Genomic DNA, 15,026 nt, shown 5'->3' on the forward strand with positions numbered 1-15,026 from the left:
CTTCTGGGGCCCAATCCCGCCAACACTGCCCGCGGTCGTTCCGGGAGGCCCGATATGTCAGACCGCGCCCTGATGCCCGATCTGCTGCGGGCTTTTGCGCTTTTCGGCATTGCCGTGGTGAACGTGACCGCGTTCGCGCAGCCCTTTTCCTCCGGCTTCCATAATGGCGGCCTGAACACGGCGGCGGACCAGGTCGTCTATGGCGCGGTCGGCCTGTTGTTTTTTATGAAGTCCTATCCGCTGTTCTCGATGATGTTTGGCGCGGGGCTCAGTTTCCAGCTGATGGCTGCTGAGCGGGCCGGGAAAGATTTCGCGCCGCGCTACTTCCGGCGTATGGCCGCACTGATCGTTCTGGGCGTCCTGCACTTTGTTTTTTTCTGGTTCGGCGACATCCTGCTCACCTACGGCCTTCTTGGCTGCCTGCTGTTCGTGCTGCGCAATGCCAGCGTGAAGACGCTTGTCCGTACCGGGATCATACTGATCCTGATCAACACACTTTTGTTGCTGGCGATAGCCGTCATGGTCTGGGCGGGCGAAACCTACGCACCTGAAGCCATGGCCGAAGCTGGCTACGAAGAAATGGATGCCGCTGCCCGCGTTGCCTTTGCAGAAGGCACGTTCTGGCAGGCGGCTCTCTATCGGCTGAAACTGTTGCCCCTGGTGCTGCCCAGCGTGATCGTTCAGCAAGGCATTTCGGTGTTTGGCTTCTTCTGCTTCGGGCTGGCCGCAGTTAAGGCCGGCACCATTGATCAGCCAATGGCCTCGATCTGGAAGCTTTCCCGCCGGGTGTTCCTGCCCATCGGCCTTGCCGGCAGCGCCCTTGGCAGCTGGATCCTGTTGCAGGCGGGCTCAGCCGTCGATTCCACGTTCGTTTTCGGCAGCGCGGTCATCATGGGTTTCTCGGCCTTCTCCGCGCTCGGTTATGCCGGACTCATCGCAGCCATCTCGAGCGGTGCGGGTGGTCCTGTCAGCCGATTTCTGGCCAAGGCAGGTTCGGCTTCGTTGACCGCCTATCTTCTTCAATCCTTGCTCTTCTCTCTGATCTTCACGGCCTACGGCCTCGACCAGTTTGGCAGGATGGGCGCCGCCGAAGCCATTGGCGTGGCAGCGGCTGTAGCGCTGGCCTCCCTCCTTTTCACGGGAATATGGCGCAGCTTCGCCCCGCGCGGCCCGATGGAAGTTCTGCTACGGCGGATCACGTACTGGGGACGCAGCTAACTGGAGTTTCCGTAGCCCCTAAGTAATTGAAAAGCAGAGGGTTTCGCCGGAAAGCGGAACCATTTGAACGACGAAGAATTGATTGGTCATACATCGCCGCTTCAAGGAGACGGACATGAAGACCGCAATCTGCAGACAGGCCATTGCCGGATTTGCTGCCTTCGCCCTTGCCTTACCGCTGGTGGCTCAGACACCGCCAGCACCTGCGCAGGCCGCGACCGGTGCAGCGACGCGCGCCGCCTGCGCGAACAGCCAGATCGCGGTCTACTTCAGCGCCTATGACACCGAACTCACGCCGCAGTCCGAGCGCCTGATCGACGAGGTCAGCGAACAGTTGAAGAGCTGTTATGTGAGCCGGGTGACTGTCAGCGTATTGTCCGAAGAAGCCCATACGGATGAAGACGCCGCATCGCTCTCAGAAGCGCGCGCCAACAACGTAGTCACAGCCCTTCTCGACCAGGGCATCGAGCCGGCGAGTTGCAGGACCACGTTTGACCGGCTGGAAGCCAGCGCAGCAGGCGCCGTGCCCATGATCGAGCCAATGGCCCGCCGCGTCAGCGTGACTTTCGAGGTTGGTCCCGGATACGGCGCGTAGGCATCCCCTCCCCCAAACTCCTCGGAACCCGGTCAGGCTCACTCCGGCCGGGTTTTCCGAAACCGGCAGCTGAGAGTTTCTTTTCCGGTACACCGCGTTAAAAGGGCGTCCTTCTCGGGCCAGTGGCCCGTTTCGGCCGCATCCGGCCCCAAAAGGGAAAGAAACCGCGCCCCATGACGCATACCCGGCGTATCCTGATCACGTCTGCCCTGCCCTACATCAACGGGGTGAAGCATCTTGGCAATCTGGCAGGATCGATGCTGCCTGCCGACGTGTACGCCCGTGTAATGCGCCTCAAGGGCCATGAGGTGACGTATATCTGCGCCACAGACGAACACGGCACACCCGCCGAGCTTGCCGCCCAGGCAGCCGGTCAAACGGTGCAGCAGTATTGCGACGAGCAATACGAGATCCAGCGCCAGGCCGGCGAAGGATTTCTCCTCTCTTATGACTGGTTCGGTCGCACCTCGCGGCCCGCGAACCATAAGCTGACGCAGCACTTTGCGCAGCAGCTTGAAAAGAACGGCCTGATCGAGTCGCAGACCTCGAAACAGGTCTACGCGGTCGACGATGGCCGGTTCCTGCCGGACCGCTATGTCGAAGGCACCTGCCCGCACTGCGGCTACGAGAAAGCGCGCGGCGACCAGTGTGATAATTGTGGCCGGCTGCTCGACCCGACTGACCTGAAGAACCCCTACTCCGCCGTGACCGGCAGCCGGAACATCGAGGTGCGGGATACGGAGCATCTCTATCTCCAGCAGACTGGCATGCAGGACACAATCCGCGCCTGGGTCAACGAGAAGGGCAAAGCCTGGCCGTCGTTGGCCGTTTCGATTGCCAACAAGTGGCTCGACGAAGGCCTGATCGCCCGCTCGATCACGCGCGACCTGAGTTGGGGCGTGAAGGTAACCTCCGCAGACGGATCACCTCGTCCGGGCTTCGAGAACAAGGTTTTCTATGTCTGGTTCGATGCACCGATCGGCTATATCTCGGCCACGCAGGAATGGGCAGAGGCCACGGGCAATGACTGGGAGAAGCTCTGGAAGCGCGACAAGGGCGCCGACAAGACCGAGTACGTCCAGTTCATGGGGAAGGATAACGTAGCCTTCCACACGGTGAGTTTCCCCGTCACGTTGCTCGGCTCCGGCGAGCCGTGGAAAACCGTCGACAAGCTGAAAGCGTTCAACTGGGTCACCTGGTATGGTGGCAAGTTCTCAACCAGCAGCAAGCGCGGCGTGTTCATGGACCAGGCGCTGAGCCTTCTGCCGGCGGACTACTGGCGCTGGTACTTGATCGCCAACGCGCCTGAAGGCTCGGATGCCGCCTTCACATGGGAAGGATTCCAGGCGGCCGTGAACTCCGACCTTGCGAACGTGCTCGGCAACTTCGTCAACCGGATCACCAAGTATTGTGCTTCAAAGTTCGATGGCAAGATTCCGGAGTCCGGTACGCCCGGCGAAGCGGAAGCGTGGATGGCGAACGAACTGTCGACGCGCCTGAAGGCGATCGATGAATACTACGAGGCGATGGAGTTCCGGAAAGCGGCGGCAGAGACGCGCGCGCTGTGGGCAGCCGGCAACGAGTATCTCACGAAGGCTGAGCCCTGGGTGAAGTACAAGTCGGATGTGGACGGCGCCGCCGTCGGCGTGCGCGCGGGGATCAACCTCGCCGCTATCTTTGCCATTGTGGCGCAGCCGATCATTCCCGACGCTGCCAGGAAAGTGCTCGACGCGCTCGGTATTCCGGAAGGAAATCGCCGCTGGCCGACGTGGAACGACGAGAACCTGATGGACGCTATGCCGCGCGGCGCGCCGATCACGCCGCCGGAGGTGCTGTTCCAGAAGATCGAGGATGCGCAGGTAGCGGAGTGGACCGAGCGCTTCGGCGGCGGCAAGGAATAGGCGCATGGCGAGCCTCCGGAGCGGAGGCTGCCAGTGCGGCCGCGTCCGGTTCCGCGCTGCCGGCCTGCTCGACAATCCGCACGTCTGCCATTGCCGGATGTGCCAGAAAGCGACCGGCAATTTCTTTGCCGCGCTGGTGGGTGTTCCGCTTACGGACTTTCAATGGACACGCGGCGCGGCGGCGGAGTTTCACAGTTCGGAGAAGGCCCGGCGCGGTTTTTGCCGGGATTGCGGCACGCCGCTCTATTACCAGCACGAGGACAACGCGCACATTTCGATGAGCATCGGCGCGTTCGATGATCCAGCCTCCGTCCCGCTGAAATTCCAGCTTGGTATGGAGGGCCGATTGCCCCAGATGGACCAGCTGAACGACCTGCCCCATCACGGCGCGACCGAAGAGGCGATGCCGGAGGAAGCCGCGCGCATCCGGCGCAGCAACAACCAGCACCCGGACGACGATACGGCAGACTGGTTGCCGAAGGCCTAGACGTGCCGGAACACGGCGATCAGGTTGTTTGCGGGCATTTCACGCACGTCTTGAAGCGTGAGGCCTGCTGCGCGGGCGAGCGGCGCAAGTTGTACATCCAGGTCGCGTACGCCCCAGTCCGGATTGCGGGCCTTCAGGTTCTCGCTGAACGCGGCGTTCGAGGGCGCGATATTGCCGTGCCGCGCGAAGGGGCCGTAGAGGATCAACGTGCCGTCCGGCGCCAGCAGCCTCCCAGCCCCGCGAAACAGGCCCTCGGCTGCCCCGAAGGGCGCAATATGGACCATGTTGGCAGAGTATATCGCCTGCCAGGCTGCGGCGCGCTCTGCGCCGCCCCAGTCGTCCGAGGACGCATCGATGACAAGGGGGCCGCGCAGGCGGCCCTGCTTGTCCGCGGCGCGCCAGGCCCGCTGACTGACGAGGCTTTCGGGGTCGATGTCCGAATAGGTCCAGTCGAGACCCTGCAGATGCTGCGTGAACCAGGCGCCGTGTTCGCCGGTGCCGGAGGCGATCTCGAGGACAGCAGCCTTTTCCGGGAGCAATTCCCTGAGGGCGTGCAGGATCGGATCCCGGTTGCGCGCCGCCGAGGGCGAGTAGCGCCGCCCATCGCCGCTTTCGCCTCGATCTTCCAGCGCGACCGGCGGCTTATCCGCCACTGGCGGCCCGTTCGAATTCGAACATTTCGGTCGTGACGCTCGCCTGGCCCGGCGGACTGTAGCGCGGCCCGGCAGCACGCTCGGGCGAGAAATGCGCGTCGAGCCGGGCGACCTGCGCCGGCGTCAGCGTGACGTTGGTGGCCGTGTGGTTCTCTTCGAGGTGCGCGATCTTTGCCGTGCCCGGGATCGGGATCACGTGAGGCCCCTTGGCCAAAGTCCAGGCGAGCGCAAGCTGGGCGACCGAACAGCCGGCTTCCTTTGCAACCGCGCGCGCCTCATCCAGCAGCGCAAGGTTCTTCGGATAGAACTCGGGCGCAAAGCGCGGGAACATCACACGGCGCAGATCTGTATCGTGGAACGCCGCAGGATCCGCCGGCGGGTCGGCGAGGAAACCTCGCCCGACCGGCGAGAAGGCGACGAGGACTGTGCCGAGTTCGCGGCAGGCGTCCAATACGGCAATTTCCGGATTGCGCACCCAGAGGGAATACTCCGATTGCAACGCCGCGACGGGGTGGATCCTGTGCGCCCGGCGCAGCTGGTCCTCGCCCATTTCCGACAGGCCGATGAAACGGATCTTACCTTCCCGCACGAGATCAGAAAGCGCCCCCGCGGAGTCTTCCACCGGTACTTTCGGGTCAGGGCGATGCAGGTAGTAGAGGTCGATCACGTCCGTACGCAGACGTTTCAGGCTCGCCTCGCAGGCCGCCTTGATCGCTTCCGGCCTCCCATCCAGGACGCGCTGGCCGTCGCGGAAGCCGAGCACACATTTGCTGGCGAGGAAGTATTCCTTGCGCCGCTGGCCCAGAGCCTCGCCGATCAGTTCCTCACTGCGGCCAAGGCCGTAGATCGTAGCGGTGTCAAGGAAGTCGCACCCGAGATCGAGTGCGCGCACCAGCAGCGCCTTGGCATCCACCTCGTTCAGCGGCGGCCCGTAGGCGTGGGTAATGTTCATGCAACCGAGCCCAACGGGATGCACCTCCCGATCGCCGATACGCCGTCTGCTCACCGTCATGAGATCAGGCCCTTGGTGCGAAGCGCTTGCGCAGCTCAGCCTTCACGATCTTCCCATTCGCGTTGCGCGGCAACGGCTCGTTAAGGAACTGGATCTCGACCGGCACCTTGAAGGCGGCGAGTTGTCCGGCGACATGCGCGCGCAACTCCGCTTCGTTCGCCGTCTTGCCCGGCTTCAACTGAACAATGGCGCCAACTTCCTCGCCAAGGATCTTGTGCTGGATACCGACCACGGCCGCATCCATGACGGCGGGATGGTCGTAGAGCGCGTTCTCGACTTCGATACAGTAGATGTTCTCGCCGCCGCGGATCAGCATGTCCTTCGCGCGGTCAACGAGGTAGAGGAAGCCCTCTTCGTCGATACGCGCGAGGTCTCCGGTTACCACCCAGCCGTTGCGGAACGTCTCTGCGGTTGCATCCGGACGGTTCCAGTAAAGTCGGCAGTTCGACGGGCTCTTGCACCACAGCTCACCCACCACCCCTACCGGCAATTGCTTGCCGTCCGGATCGCAAATCTTGATTTCCACCGCGCCGGGAGGCGCGCCGGCGCTGGACGGACGATGGACATAATCCTCGCCGATGTTCAGCGTCGCCGTCGCACAGGTTTCCGTCATGCCCCAGCCATTGCCGGGCGCAGCTTCCGGAAAGCGCTTTTTGATCGTGGACACGAGTTCAGGCGCAGACGGCGCCCCGCCATAGGAGATAACCTGGATTGAGGAGAGGTCGTATTTGTCCCGGTCCGGATGTTCGAGCAGCTGCCAGGCGATGGCTGGCACGCCGCCAATGGAGGTGATCTTCTCAGCTTCAATGATCGGCAGCGCTTCTCCCGCATCCCATTTGTACATCGAGACGATCTTGTCGCCCCGCAGGGCCGACGGGATCAGGATCGCGAAGGAACCTGTGGCATGGAAAAAAGGCACCGAAAGCAGAGTTGCGCGCATCACTTCCGGATCGGGCGCCGGGACCGGCTCGCCCTTGCGCAGGTACATGCGGGCTGAGCAGGTCGTGGAGTTGAACATGTTCGACACGACGGCGCGGTGTGTCGCCAGCGCGCCTTTCGGTTTGCCGGTTGTGCCGGACGTGTACATGATGGTCGCATCATCATCCGCATCCAGAGCAACGCCGAGCGGTCCGGCATCCGGAAGGTCGGCCCAGCTGTTCGGATGGCCGACGATGGCGTTCAGCGAATGCACGCGCGGGTCCGCAATCTCGTCCGCGGAATCGCGGGCAATCAGGATGTGCTTCAGATCCGGCAGACGCTCAAGGTAACCGCGGATGCGCTCGTAGATCTGGCCGTCAACGATGGCGACCTTCACCCCGACAAAGGAAAGGCCGTACTCAAGCTCTTCGGCGGTCCACCAGCTGTTCATCGGCGTTGTGATCGCGCCGGCGCTGAGCGCGGCGTAAAAGCCGAGCGGCCATTCCGGATAGTTGCGCATGATGACGGCCACGCGGTCGCCCTTGCGAACGTCGAACTTCGACTGCAGCACCTTGGCGAGCGTGCGCGAGGCCAGATGTAACGCGCGGAAGGTCACCCGTTCGTTCTGGTAGACCAGGTAAGTGCGGTCCGCGAACTGCTCTGCTGCCATATCGAGGATGGCGGGAATGGTCGCCGGTGCGTTCTTGTAGACCTTGAGGGGCACGCCGCGAATGACCGCGTCCTCCAGTTCGACCGGCGAGCCTGGACCCGCGAGGGCCGCATTTGCGTCTGCAATCGACATTGTCGGCCAGTTCGGTACCGCGCCTTCAGCCATTTCCCGTTTCCTCTGATTGTTTTCTGGTTCACCTCAACAAACCATGTCTCGCGAGGGCTTTGAAGGGGCGCGCCCGGAAAATGCCAGCACGCCGCACTCACGCAGTGCGGGCAGCGATCACCTTTTCGAGACCGGCCTGAGGGTCAAACCGGCGCGGGCGGGCATTGACGAGCCAGGACATCATCAAAGGCAGGCTGAACAGGATCACCACTGCCTTGATGATTACAGAGGCTGAAATATTGCCCGGAACGATGGGAAGATGGGTGACAACGAGTGCCAGCATCGTGAAGGCCGCCAGGTTGAACGCCAGGAGCAGCCAGAAGATCGCAGGCTGTTCACCGGCCATGAACGCGGCATCGGGGTTGGTGCGGTGCACGCCCGCGACCACTGCCCGTACAAGGGCAAAGAAGGTATCGGACCGGTCCTCGAGGGCGCCGATCCCGCCCGCATGGAGGTTTGTGATGACCAGCCGTGATTTCGTGCCGGTCAGCTCCATCAGGAACCGCGTCGTTTGAAACCGGCCGGGCGTGAAGCCCAGCCGGAGTCGTTTTACGGCCCTATAGGGCACAGTGGTTACAAGCGTGCCACCGGGACCGGCCTGCTCAAGGCGGTCAGGATAGGCGCGCCAGACGGCTTCGCCCGTGTCGGCCAGTGACGCCCTGCGGCGATACTCGACAACCTCCATTCAGCGCCTCCCCTGACGGAGACGTTTACGCCTATTTGCCGAAATCGCAAAAACGCAGGTTGCGCGTCGTGCCGTCCCGGTCGGTCACCGCGTAGGCGCGGCCGGTCAGGTTTGAATCGTCGCAGAGGTAGCCGATCTGGGACATCGCCAGCAGTTCCTCATTACCCGGCAGGATGTCGTTGGCGACCATTACATCGATCGCTTCCTGGTGGCGGCCAAGTTTAAACAGGGCGAGGAACTGGTCCGCCTGCGTGGAGTTCACCGACTCGAGCTTTGCGATCAGCGCAGCCACGGCAGACTTTGCGCCAGGAAGCGCGGCAGCCGATTGCTTGGCAGCAGGTGTGTTGGCGTAGTCGGCCAGGACTTCATTGTAATACTCGACGGCGCCTTCGGCGTCATAGCCCGAAGGCGAACCGCTGAGCTGCCCGAGGCGATAGAGCGCGTCGGCGCGCTGCTGCGGCGAGATGCCGGTATCTCCGGCGAGTTGCATCAGGCGCTGGATAGCGGTCGGCGTGTTGCCGGCGGCAACCAGTTCGTCCGCCGTCTGCATGGCGAGATTGAAGGGCGAGACGACCGAGGTTTCGGCCGAGCTGGTGCCGGAGGAGGAAGGCACATCGGTGGACGAGGCGCAGGCGCCAAGGACGAGAGCGGAAGCGACAGCAAGCAGAAAGGGGCGAAGCATCGGTGGTCTCCGGGAAAGATCAGTGGATCGCGCTGGATTGAAATGCGCAGCGCCTTGCTTAGCGCGCCAAGCCCAGCGGTGACAGGGCCGAAGTGAGGTCAATTTGTGGCGCGCGGGCCTTAAGCCCTGGCGGTGCGTTCGATGGCCGAAATGTCACCCCGGCCGAGCGCTTCGATGGCGCGGGCTGCGATGTGGCGGGCATTGAGGCCGGCCGCTTCGTACATGGCGAAGGGCGTGTCCTGGTCCTGGAAAATATCGGGCAGGGTCATGATGCGGATCTTGACGCCGCTGTCGAGCGCCCCGGCATTGGCAAGATGTTCCAGAACGAAGCCGCCGAAGCCGCCTTTTGCGCCTTCTTCAATCGTGATCAGCACTTCGTGGTTCTTTGCCAGACGTTCGACGAGATCAGCGTCCAGCGGGCGGGCGAAGCGTGCGTCCGCCACGGTCGTGCTGAGGCCCTGCACCGACAGCATCTCAGCCGCCTTCAGGCATTCCTGAAGGCGTGTACCATAGGACAGGATCGCCACAGTCGTTCCTTCACGGACGATCCGCCCCTTGCCGATCTCAAGTGCTTTCAGCTCCTTCGGAATCTCGATGCCGATCCCTTCGCCGCGCGGATAGCGGATGGAACTCGGACCATCATCGATGTCGAGCGCGGTCTTCACCATACGGGCGAGATCGGCTTCGTCGCCGGGAGCCATGCAGACAAAACCGGGCAGCGCGCCGAGATAGCCGATATCGAAACTGCCGGCATGGGTTGCGCCATCTGCGCCGACGAGGCCGGCACGGTCCAGCGCAAAGCGGACGGGCAGTTTCTGGATCGCCACGTCGTGCACAACCTGGTCATAGCCGCGCTGGAGGAACGTCGAATAAATCGCGCAGAAGGGTTTCATGCCGTCGGCGGCAAGGCCGGCTGCGAACGTCACGGCATGTTGCTCGGCAATGCCGACATCGAAATGCCGCTCTGGAAACTTCGCGCCGAAAATATCCGTAGACGTACCGGAGGGCATGGCGGCGGTGATGGCGCAAATCTTGTCATCAGTCTCGCCAAGCTTCGCCAGCGTCTGGCCGAAGACTTTCTGGTAGCTGGGCGGACCGGCGGCGCCTTTGGCCTGCTCGCCGGTAACGACCGAGAATTTCGAGACACCATGATATTTGTCGGCCGAGTTTTCGGCGGGCGCGTAGCCCTTCCCTTTCTGTGTCACGACATGCAGCAGGATCGGGCCGTCCTGCATCGCCTTGATATTCTCGAGGATCGGCAAGAGCGTATCGAGATCGTGGCCGTCGACAGGGCCAACGTAATAGAAGCCCAGTTCTTCGAACATGGTGCCTCCCATCGCAAAGCCGCGAAGATATTCCTCGGCGCGACGTGCAGGCGACTCGAGGCCCATCGGCGCGACGACTTTCTTGGCGAACCGCCTCAGGCCGCGGTAGGGGCGCGAAGAGACGAGCCTGGAAAAATAGTGGCTCATGGCGCCAACCGGCGGCGCGATGGACATGTCGTTGTCATTCAGGATGACGATCAGGCGCGACTTGTCCGCGCCCGCATTGTTCATCGCCTCATAGGCCATGCCGGCAGACATGGAGCCATCGCCGATGACACAGATGACGTGGTTGTTGCCGCCTTGCAGATCACGCGCCTTGGCAAAGCCGAGGCCAGCGGAAATGGAGGTGGAGGCGTGGGCGGCGCCGAACGGGTCGTACTCGCTCTCGGAGCGCTTGGTGAAGCCCGAAAGGCCCCCGCCCTGACGGAGCGTGCGCATGCGGTCGCGGCGGCCGGTGAGGATCTTGTGCGGATAGCACTGGTGGCCCACGTCCCAGACAAGCTTGTCTTCCGGCGTATTGAAGACCGTGTGGATGGCGACAGTCAGCTCGACCACGCCGAGACCCGAGCCCAGATGTCCGCCGGTCACAGCGACGACATCGATCACTTCCTCGCGGACTTCCTCGGCGATCTGCTTGATGTCCGCGCGCGGGCGGCCCTTCAAATCGGCGGGCGAGTTGATCGAATCGAGCAGCCTGTTCGGACGGAGTTCTGTCATCTCGGGTTGTCTTTTCTGGGAGTCCACACAACCGGTTCAACGTGGCCGGTTCAATACATAATCCACGGAATGCAGCAGGATAGCGGCCTTGTCACGGAAAATTCCCAGATGTTCCTTGGCCTGGGCGGCCAGTAACCTTACCCGCTGGCGGGCGCCGTCGACCCCCAAGAGGGTCACGAAATTGGCCTTTCCGGCTGCGGAATCGGTTCGCAGGGGCTTCCCGGCCACTTCTTCGTCGCCTTCGGCGTCCAGGATGTCGTCGGCAATCTGGTAGGCCAGGCCGAGATCATTCGCGAATCCGGCCAGTGCGTTACGCTCGGCTTCCCGCGCATGGCCGATGATCGCCGCAGACTCCATGGCGTAGGAAATCAGTGCACCGGTTTTCAGGCGCTGCATCCGGGTGATCGTATTGAGGTCGCGCGGGCTCTCGCGCTCCAGCATGTCGATCATCTGCCCGCCGACCATGCCGCGCGCACCGGAGGCATCGGCGAGCCGCTCGATGAGCATGACCCGGACGGCCGGATCATCATGTGTTTCGCTCGACGCAAGAATCTTGAACGCGAGCGTCAGGAGGGCGTCGCCGGCGAGGACGGCGGTCGCCTCATCGAAAGCCTTGTGAACGGTCGGCTGGCCGCGCCGGAAGTCGTCATCATCCATACACGGCAGATCATCATGCACGAGCGAGTAGCAATGCACGCACTCGAGCGCGGCGGCAGTACGCAGCAGGCTCTTCTCCGAGGCGCCGAACATCGCGCCGGTTTCCAGCACGAAGAAAGGCCGCATCCGTTTGCCGTTCGCAAGAGCGGCGTGGCGCATCGCCCGCATCAGGTTCGCTTCAGGACCGCTCGCTGGCGGGATCAGCTGGTCAAGCGCAACCGTCACCCGGTCTGCAACCTCGGTCAGCCTTTGCTCGAATCCCGCGACTTCCCCCATTGCTCGCCGGACTCTCAGTCAAATACTGCAGGTTCGGTGGTCGGACCGTTCGTGCCCTGCACGATCTGCTCGACTTTCAGCTCGGCGGATTTCAGGCGCGCATCGCAGTGCGCCTTCAGGGCCGCCCCGCGCTCGTAGATGGCAATCGACTTTTCAAGTTCGACGTCGCCGGCTTCCAGTTGGCGGACAATCACTTCAAGCTCAGCGAGCGCTTCCTCGAAGCTCATCTTGTCGACAGGTTTGGTCTTCGTGTCCGCCATGCGCGACAACTCCTCAGCCGGTAGCGTGTGGTTCTAGAGCTCCGGTGGCGGAGCGACAACCGAAATACGGACCGCTGGACGGATTATCCCCCGCGATACTCATACACGCGGTAGCTCCAGTAGCGGTCGCCGCCGTCTTCAACACAGACCCAGCCCAGCCGGCGCAGCTCCGGCCGGAGCATCCGATTGAACCACCCATGAGCGGCAAGGTAGACTTTTCCCTGGGCCGAGGCCTCGTGCAGCCTGAGCGCGGCAATCCGCGCGCGCAGGCGAGCTTGCGCTGACGTTTCTTCCCCAAGATGATGGCCGGCCAGCCAGGCGGTGCGCGCCAGCACGTTCCAGGTTTTCGGAAGGGCCTTGAATCTCTTCAGTTTCGGCGGCGGCAGCGGCGCTTCATTGAATACCGGGTCGTGTCCGGCCGGCTTGTGCGGAAGCGCCAGAGCCGCGGTCTGCTGCGCGCGCAGGCGCGACGAAGCGAAGACGACTTCGGCGTCCTTTACGATCTGGATCAGGCGGTCAGGCGGCGCCTGTCCGTCCTCGAGCGGACTGGCCTCATATTTCGCCCACCAGTCGACGTAGTCATTCCACGCCAGCTTTGGGCCAAGGTCGCGGTTCAGTGCCGGACGGCCATGCCGCGAGATGATGATTGGGCCCCGGGCCGGAGCAGCCGATGTCGCGACTGGCATCGTCCTTCCTCGTCGGTGTGGCATTGCACGGCCCCCGTACCGTGTCCGACCGGACTAGCGGCGTTGCTCCAAGCGGGCAAGCCGCAAGCCTAGCGCGTCTTATTAGAGACCGCGCCAGACGCGCTTCTTGCATTCCTCGCCATCCTGCAACTTGCAGCGGTGGAAGGTGAGCAGCACCGTATCGGCGCGCCCGATCAGGTGATCGAGCGGAACGAAGCCGATGGAAGCGTCATCCGCATGGCCGCGAAGCGGGCAACCGGCCCGGTCCACCACGCTATTGACCGGCGGGCAATGGCCGGACAGTTCGCGGCTGTCATAGGAGTTGTTACGGTTGTCCCCGATCAGGAAGATGTGCCCTTCGGGGACAACGAATAGCAGCGTATCCGACACCGGCCGGCCGCGCAGTCCGCGGTGGGTGGTCCAGGAGTGGTTCCCGATGGTCTCGGTCCATTCCTCCACCTGATCGATGATCACTTCGCGGTCCGGCACATAGCGCACGTCGCGCACGAACTCCGACTCCACCGGCTGACCGTTCAGGATCAGCGTCTCGCCCAGAATCTGCACGGTATCGCCCGGCAAGCCGATGACGCGTTTGATCATCACGCGGTCGGAATGGGTGTGTTCGAAGACCACGACTTCGCCGCGCTCGGGCGTGCCGGGGAAAAAGCGGCCTTCCCCGAGCGGGAGGTAGCGGCCCATGCTGAGCGGCAGAGAGTAGCGGCCATAGCCATAAGCGAACTTGGCCACGGCCACGCGGTCGCCCACTTCCAGTGTCGGCACCATGCTTTCAGACGGGATCACCCGCTGTTCGTACAGGAGGCCCGTGAACAGCAGGAAGGCGGGGGCGACGATCGCAAGCGTGGCGCCCCATTCCTTCAGTTCGCGCTTCACCTTTTCCCAGGTCGACACGGGCGGCGCCGCTTGCGACGGTGCGTCGATTTCACTGGGCATTGTGACCTCAAGAATCCACTTCGGCGGCAGTCTTAGACGAATATGTCAGGCTCTGCGAAGGCGAAAATGGCTTGCAGACTGCTATTCGCCGGGTTGGGCCACGTGCGCCGGATTGTAAAGCGTCACCCCGGTATCCGTGGCCCCCAGGATCAGTTCGCCGCGATGCTTAAGGTAATTCAGGTGCGCCAGCGCCTCGCCCGTCGCCATGTTCAGTTCATCGCCGACAATGGAACGCCCAAAAACGGCTACGAACGTGTCGAGCACGTTGGCGGGGCCCTTCTCGAGGCGCCGCCGCAGGCGGGTCAGCGCGGTCTCGTGCCCGTCGATCAGGTGCTGAAGGCGCTTGTGGGCGCCGGTAAAGGGCTCGTTATGGGCCGGCAGGACCAGCGTGTCCTCCGGCAGCAGCTTCATCAGCTTGCGGCAGCTGTCGAGCCACTCGCCCAGCGGATCGGCCTCAGGCTCGGTCGGATGGACCGAGACGTTGGAGGAGATGCGCGGCAGAATCTGGTCGCCGGAGATCAGGATATTGAGGTCCGGGCTGAACAGGCAGACGTGCTCCGGCGAGTGTCCCGCGCCGGTGATGACCTGCCAGCGTGCGCCCGCCATCTTGAGCTCGTCGCCATCCGAGAGGCGGAAATAGGCATCCGGCATCAGGCTGACGCCCCGGCCGAAGCCGCCGAACCGGGATTTGTAATGCTCCAGGGCAGGCTGATCCCAGCCGCTGCGGCGGTAGAACTCAATGGCAACCGGCGGCGCCTGCCGGCCGGTATCGGCCACCAGCATCCGGCAGGTGATGTATTCAAGCCGGCTCATCCAGAGTTCGGCGCCGTATTTGTGGCAGAGCCAGCCGGCGCTACCGACATGGTCGGGGTGCATATGGGTGATGATCACCCGTTTCAGAGGCTTCTGGGCTGTCACCCGCGCGTCCAGCAGCTTGCGCCAGGCGGACTTCGTTTCCGGAAGCGGCAGGCCGGTATCGACGATGGTCCAGCTGTCGCCGTCATCGATGAGCCAGAGATTGATGAACTTCAGCGAAAAGGGCAGCGGCATCCGCACCCATTCGATACCTGGGGCGACGGTGATCGTTTCGCCAAGGCCGGGCGTCACCTCCCCGAAGGGATAGTTCAGTCCGAAGCGGCTTGTCGGGGCATACTCAAATCCATCCATG

15 protein-coding genes are annotated in these 15,026 nt (G+C 63.1%); 4 read left to right on the forward strand and 11 right to left on the reverse strand.

The genetic code is table 11. From position 1 onward, the window contains the following. Positions 1-54: 54 nt before the first annotated feature. The 4 genes from Q0C17_RS04925 to Q0C17_RS04940 all read left to right on the forward strand — a co-directional run bounded on the left by Q0C17_RS04925 (position 55) and on the right by Q0C17_RS04940 (position 4,201). Positions 55-1,218, forward strand: coding sequence for a DUF418 domain-containing protein (locus Q0C17_RS04925; RefSeq protein WP_291202221.1), 1,164 nt, complete (start codon positions 55-57; stop codon positions 1,216-1,218). 115 nt (positions 1,219-1,333) lie between these two features. After that, positions 1,334-1,813 carry an OmpA family protein gene (locus tag Q0C17_RS04930; protein ID WP_291202223.1) on the forward strand — a complete coding sequence of 160 codons (480 nt, stop codon included), beginning with the start codon at positions 1,334-1,336 and terminating at the stop codon, positions 1,811-1,813. Positions 1,814-1,986: 173 nt separating this feature from the next. Further along, complete coding sequence (metG, locus tag Q0C17_RS04935) at positions 1,987-3,714, forward strand: methionine--tRNA ligase (protein ID WP_291202226.1); 1,728 nt, start codon at positions 1,987-1,989, stop codon at positions 3,712-3,714. 4 nt (positions 3,715-3,718) lie between these two features. After that, the gene (locus Q0C17_RS04940; RefSeq protein WP_291202229.1) at positions 3,719-4,201 is read left to right on the forward strand and encodes a GFA family protein; all 483 of its coding nucleotides are present in this window, start codon (positions 3,719-3,721) and stop codon (positions 4,199-4,201) included. On the opposite strand, the gene Q0C17_RS04945 is transcribed toward Q0C17_RS04940, so the two are convergent. The 11 genes from Q0C17_RS04945 to Q0C17_RS04995 all read right to left on the reverse strand — a co-directional run bounded on the left by Q0C17_RS04945 (position 4,198) and on the right by Q0C17_RS04995 (position 15,025). Then, positions 4,198-4,854, reverse strand: coding sequence for a DUF938 domain-containing protein (locus Q0C17_RS04945; protein ID WP_291202232.1), 657 nt, complete (start codon positions 4,852-4,854; stop codon positions 4,198-4,200). The genes Q0C17_RS04940 and Q0C17_RS04945 overlap by 4 nt on opposite strands. Next, the gene (locus tag Q0C17_RS04950; protein WP_291202235.1) at positions 4,844-5,866 is read right to left on the reverse strand and encodes an aldo/keto reductase; all 1,023 of its coding nucleotides are present in this window, start codon (positions 5,864-5,866) and stop codon (positions 4,844-4,846) included. Before Q0C17_RS04950 ends, Q0C17_RS04945 begins: the two co-directional genes overlap by 11 nt. Before the next feature lie 4 nt (positions 5,867-5,870). Continuing rightward, the gene (locus Q0C17_RS04955; protein ID WP_291202238.1) at positions 5,871-7,619 is read right to left on the reverse strand and encodes a class I adenylate-forming enzyme family protein; all 1,749 of its coding nucleotides are present in this window, start codon (positions 7,617-7,619) and stop codon (positions 5,871-5,873) included. A gap of 97 nt (positions 7,620-7,716) precedes the next feature. Further along, positions 7,717-8,304, reverse strand: a complete 588-nt coding sequence (locus Q0C17_RS04960; RefSeq protein WP_291202241.1) for a hypothetical protein — start codon at positions 8,302-8,304, stop codon at positions 7,717-7,719. 31 nt (positions 8,305-8,335) lie between these two features. Beyond that, positions 8,336-8,986: a hypothetical protein gene (locus Q0C17_RS04965; protein WP_291202244.1), complete on the reverse strand. Its 651-nt coding sequence runs from the start codon at positions 8,984-8,986 to the stop codon at positions 8,336-8,338. Positions 8,987-9,105: 119 nt separating this feature from the next. Further along, a complete protein-coding gene (gene dxs, locus Q0C17_RS04970) occupies positions 9,106-11,028 on the reverse strand; it encodes a 1-deoxy-D-xylulose-5-phosphate synthase (protein WP_291202247.1) in 1,923 nt (640 codons plus the stop codon). A gap of 36 nt (positions 11,029-11,064) precedes the next feature. Continuing rightward, positions 11,065-11,961 carry a polyprenyl synthetase family protein gene (locus tag Q0C17_RS04975; RefSeq protein ID WP_291202250.1) on the reverse strand — a complete coding sequence of 299 codons (897 nt, stop codon included), beginning with the start codon at positions 11,959-11,961 and terminating at the stop codon, positions 11,065-11,067. A 14-nt stretch (positions 11,962-11,975) separates the two neighbouring features. After that, on the reverse strand, positions 11,976-12,221 hold the full coding sequence (locus tag Q0C17_RS04980; RefSeq protein ID WP_291202253.1) for an exodeoxyribonuclease VII small subunit: 246 nt from the start codon (positions 12,219-12,221) through the stop codon (positions 11,976-11,978). Between the two features lie 83 nt (positions 12,222-12,304). Then, on the reverse strand, positions 12,305-12,907 hold the full coding sequence (locus tag Q0C17_RS04985; RefSeq protein ID WP_291202256.1) for a histidine phosphatase family protein: 603 nt from the start codon (positions 12,905-12,907) through the stop codon (positions 12,305-12,307). Between the two features lie 102 nt (positions 12,908-13,009). Continuing rightward, positions 13,010-13,858 (reverse strand): signal peptidase I, encoded by an 849-nt coding sequence (gene lepB / locus Q0C17_RS04990; protein WP_291202259.1) that lies wholly within the window; start codon positions 13,856-13,858, stop codon positions 13,010-13,012. Positions 13,859-13,939: 81 nt separating this feature from the next. Then, complete coding sequence (locus Q0C17_RS04995) at positions 13,940-15,025, reverse strand: MBL fold metallo-hydrolase (RefSeq protein WP_291202261.1); 1,086 nt, start codon at positions 15,023-15,025, stop codon at positions 13,940-13,942. Between the last annotated feature and the right edge of the window lies 1 nt (position 15,026).

The organism is Hyphomonas sp., assembly GCF_022844445.1.
GTDB lineage: Bacteria > Pseudomonadota > Alphaproteobacteria > Caulobacterales > Hyphomonadaceae > Hyphomonas.

Excerpts from the sequence above, each read along its gene's own strand:
- Q0C17_RS04925 (WP_291202221.1), top strand. The coding sequence starts at position 55 with ATGTCAGACCGCGCCCTGATGCCCGATCTGCTGCGGGCTTTTGCGCTT.
- Q0C17_RS04930 (WP_291202223.1), top strand. The coding sequence starts at position 1,334 with ATGAAGACCGCAATCTGCAGACAGGCCATTGCCGGATTTGCTGCCTTC.
- metG (WP_291202226.1), top strand. The coding sequence starts at position 1,987 with ATGACGCATACCCGGCGTATCCTGATCACGTCTGCCCTGCCCTACATC.
- Q0C17_RS04940 (WP_291202229.1), top strand. The coding sequence starts at position 3,719 with ATGGCGAGCCTCCGGAGCGGAGGCTGCCAGTGCGGCCGCGTCCGGTTC.
- Q0C17_RS04950 (WP_291202235.1), bottom strand. The coding sequence starts at position 5,866 with ATGACGGTGAGCAGACGGCGTATCGGCGATCGGGAGGTGCATCCCGTT.
- Q0C17_RS04955 (WP_291202238.1), bottom strand. The coding sequence starts at position 7,619 with ATGGCTGAAGGCGCGGTACCGAACTGGCCGACAATGTCGATTGCAGAC.
- Q0C17_RS04960 (WP_291202241.1), bottom strand. The coding sequence starts at position 8,304 with ATGGAGGTTGTCGAGTATCGCCGCAGGGCGTCACTGGCCGACACGGGC.
- Q0C17_RS04965 (WP_291202244.1), bottom strand. The coding sequence starts at position 8,986 with ATGCTTCGCCCCTTTCTGCTTGCTGTCGCTTCCGCTCTCGTCCTTGGC.
- dxs (WP_291202247.1), bottom strand. The coding sequence starts at position 11,028 with ATGACAGAACTCCGTCCGAACAGGCTGCTCGATTCGATCAACTCGCCC.
- Q0C17_RS04975 (WP_291202250.1), bottom strand. The coding sequence starts at position 11,961 with ATGGGGGAAGTCGCGGGATTCGAGCAAAGGCTGACCGAGGTTGCAGAC.
- Q0C17_RS04980 (WP_291202253.1), bottom strand. The coding sequence starts at position 12,221 with ATGGCGGACACGAAGACCAAACCTGTCGACAAGATGAGCTTCGAGGAA.
- Q0C17_RS04985 (WP_291202256.1), bottom strand. The coding sequence starts at position 12,907 with ATGCCAGTCGCGACATCGGCTGCTCCGGCCCGGGGCCCAATCATCATC.
- lepB (WP_291202259.1), bottom strand. The coding sequence starts at position 13,858 with ATGCCCAGTGAAATCGACGCACCGTCGCAAGCGGCGCCGCCCGTGTCG.
- Q0C17_RS04995 (WP_291202261.1), bottom strand. The coding sequence starts at position 15,025 with ATGGATGGATTTGAGTATGCCCCGACAAGCCGCTTCGGACTGAACTAT.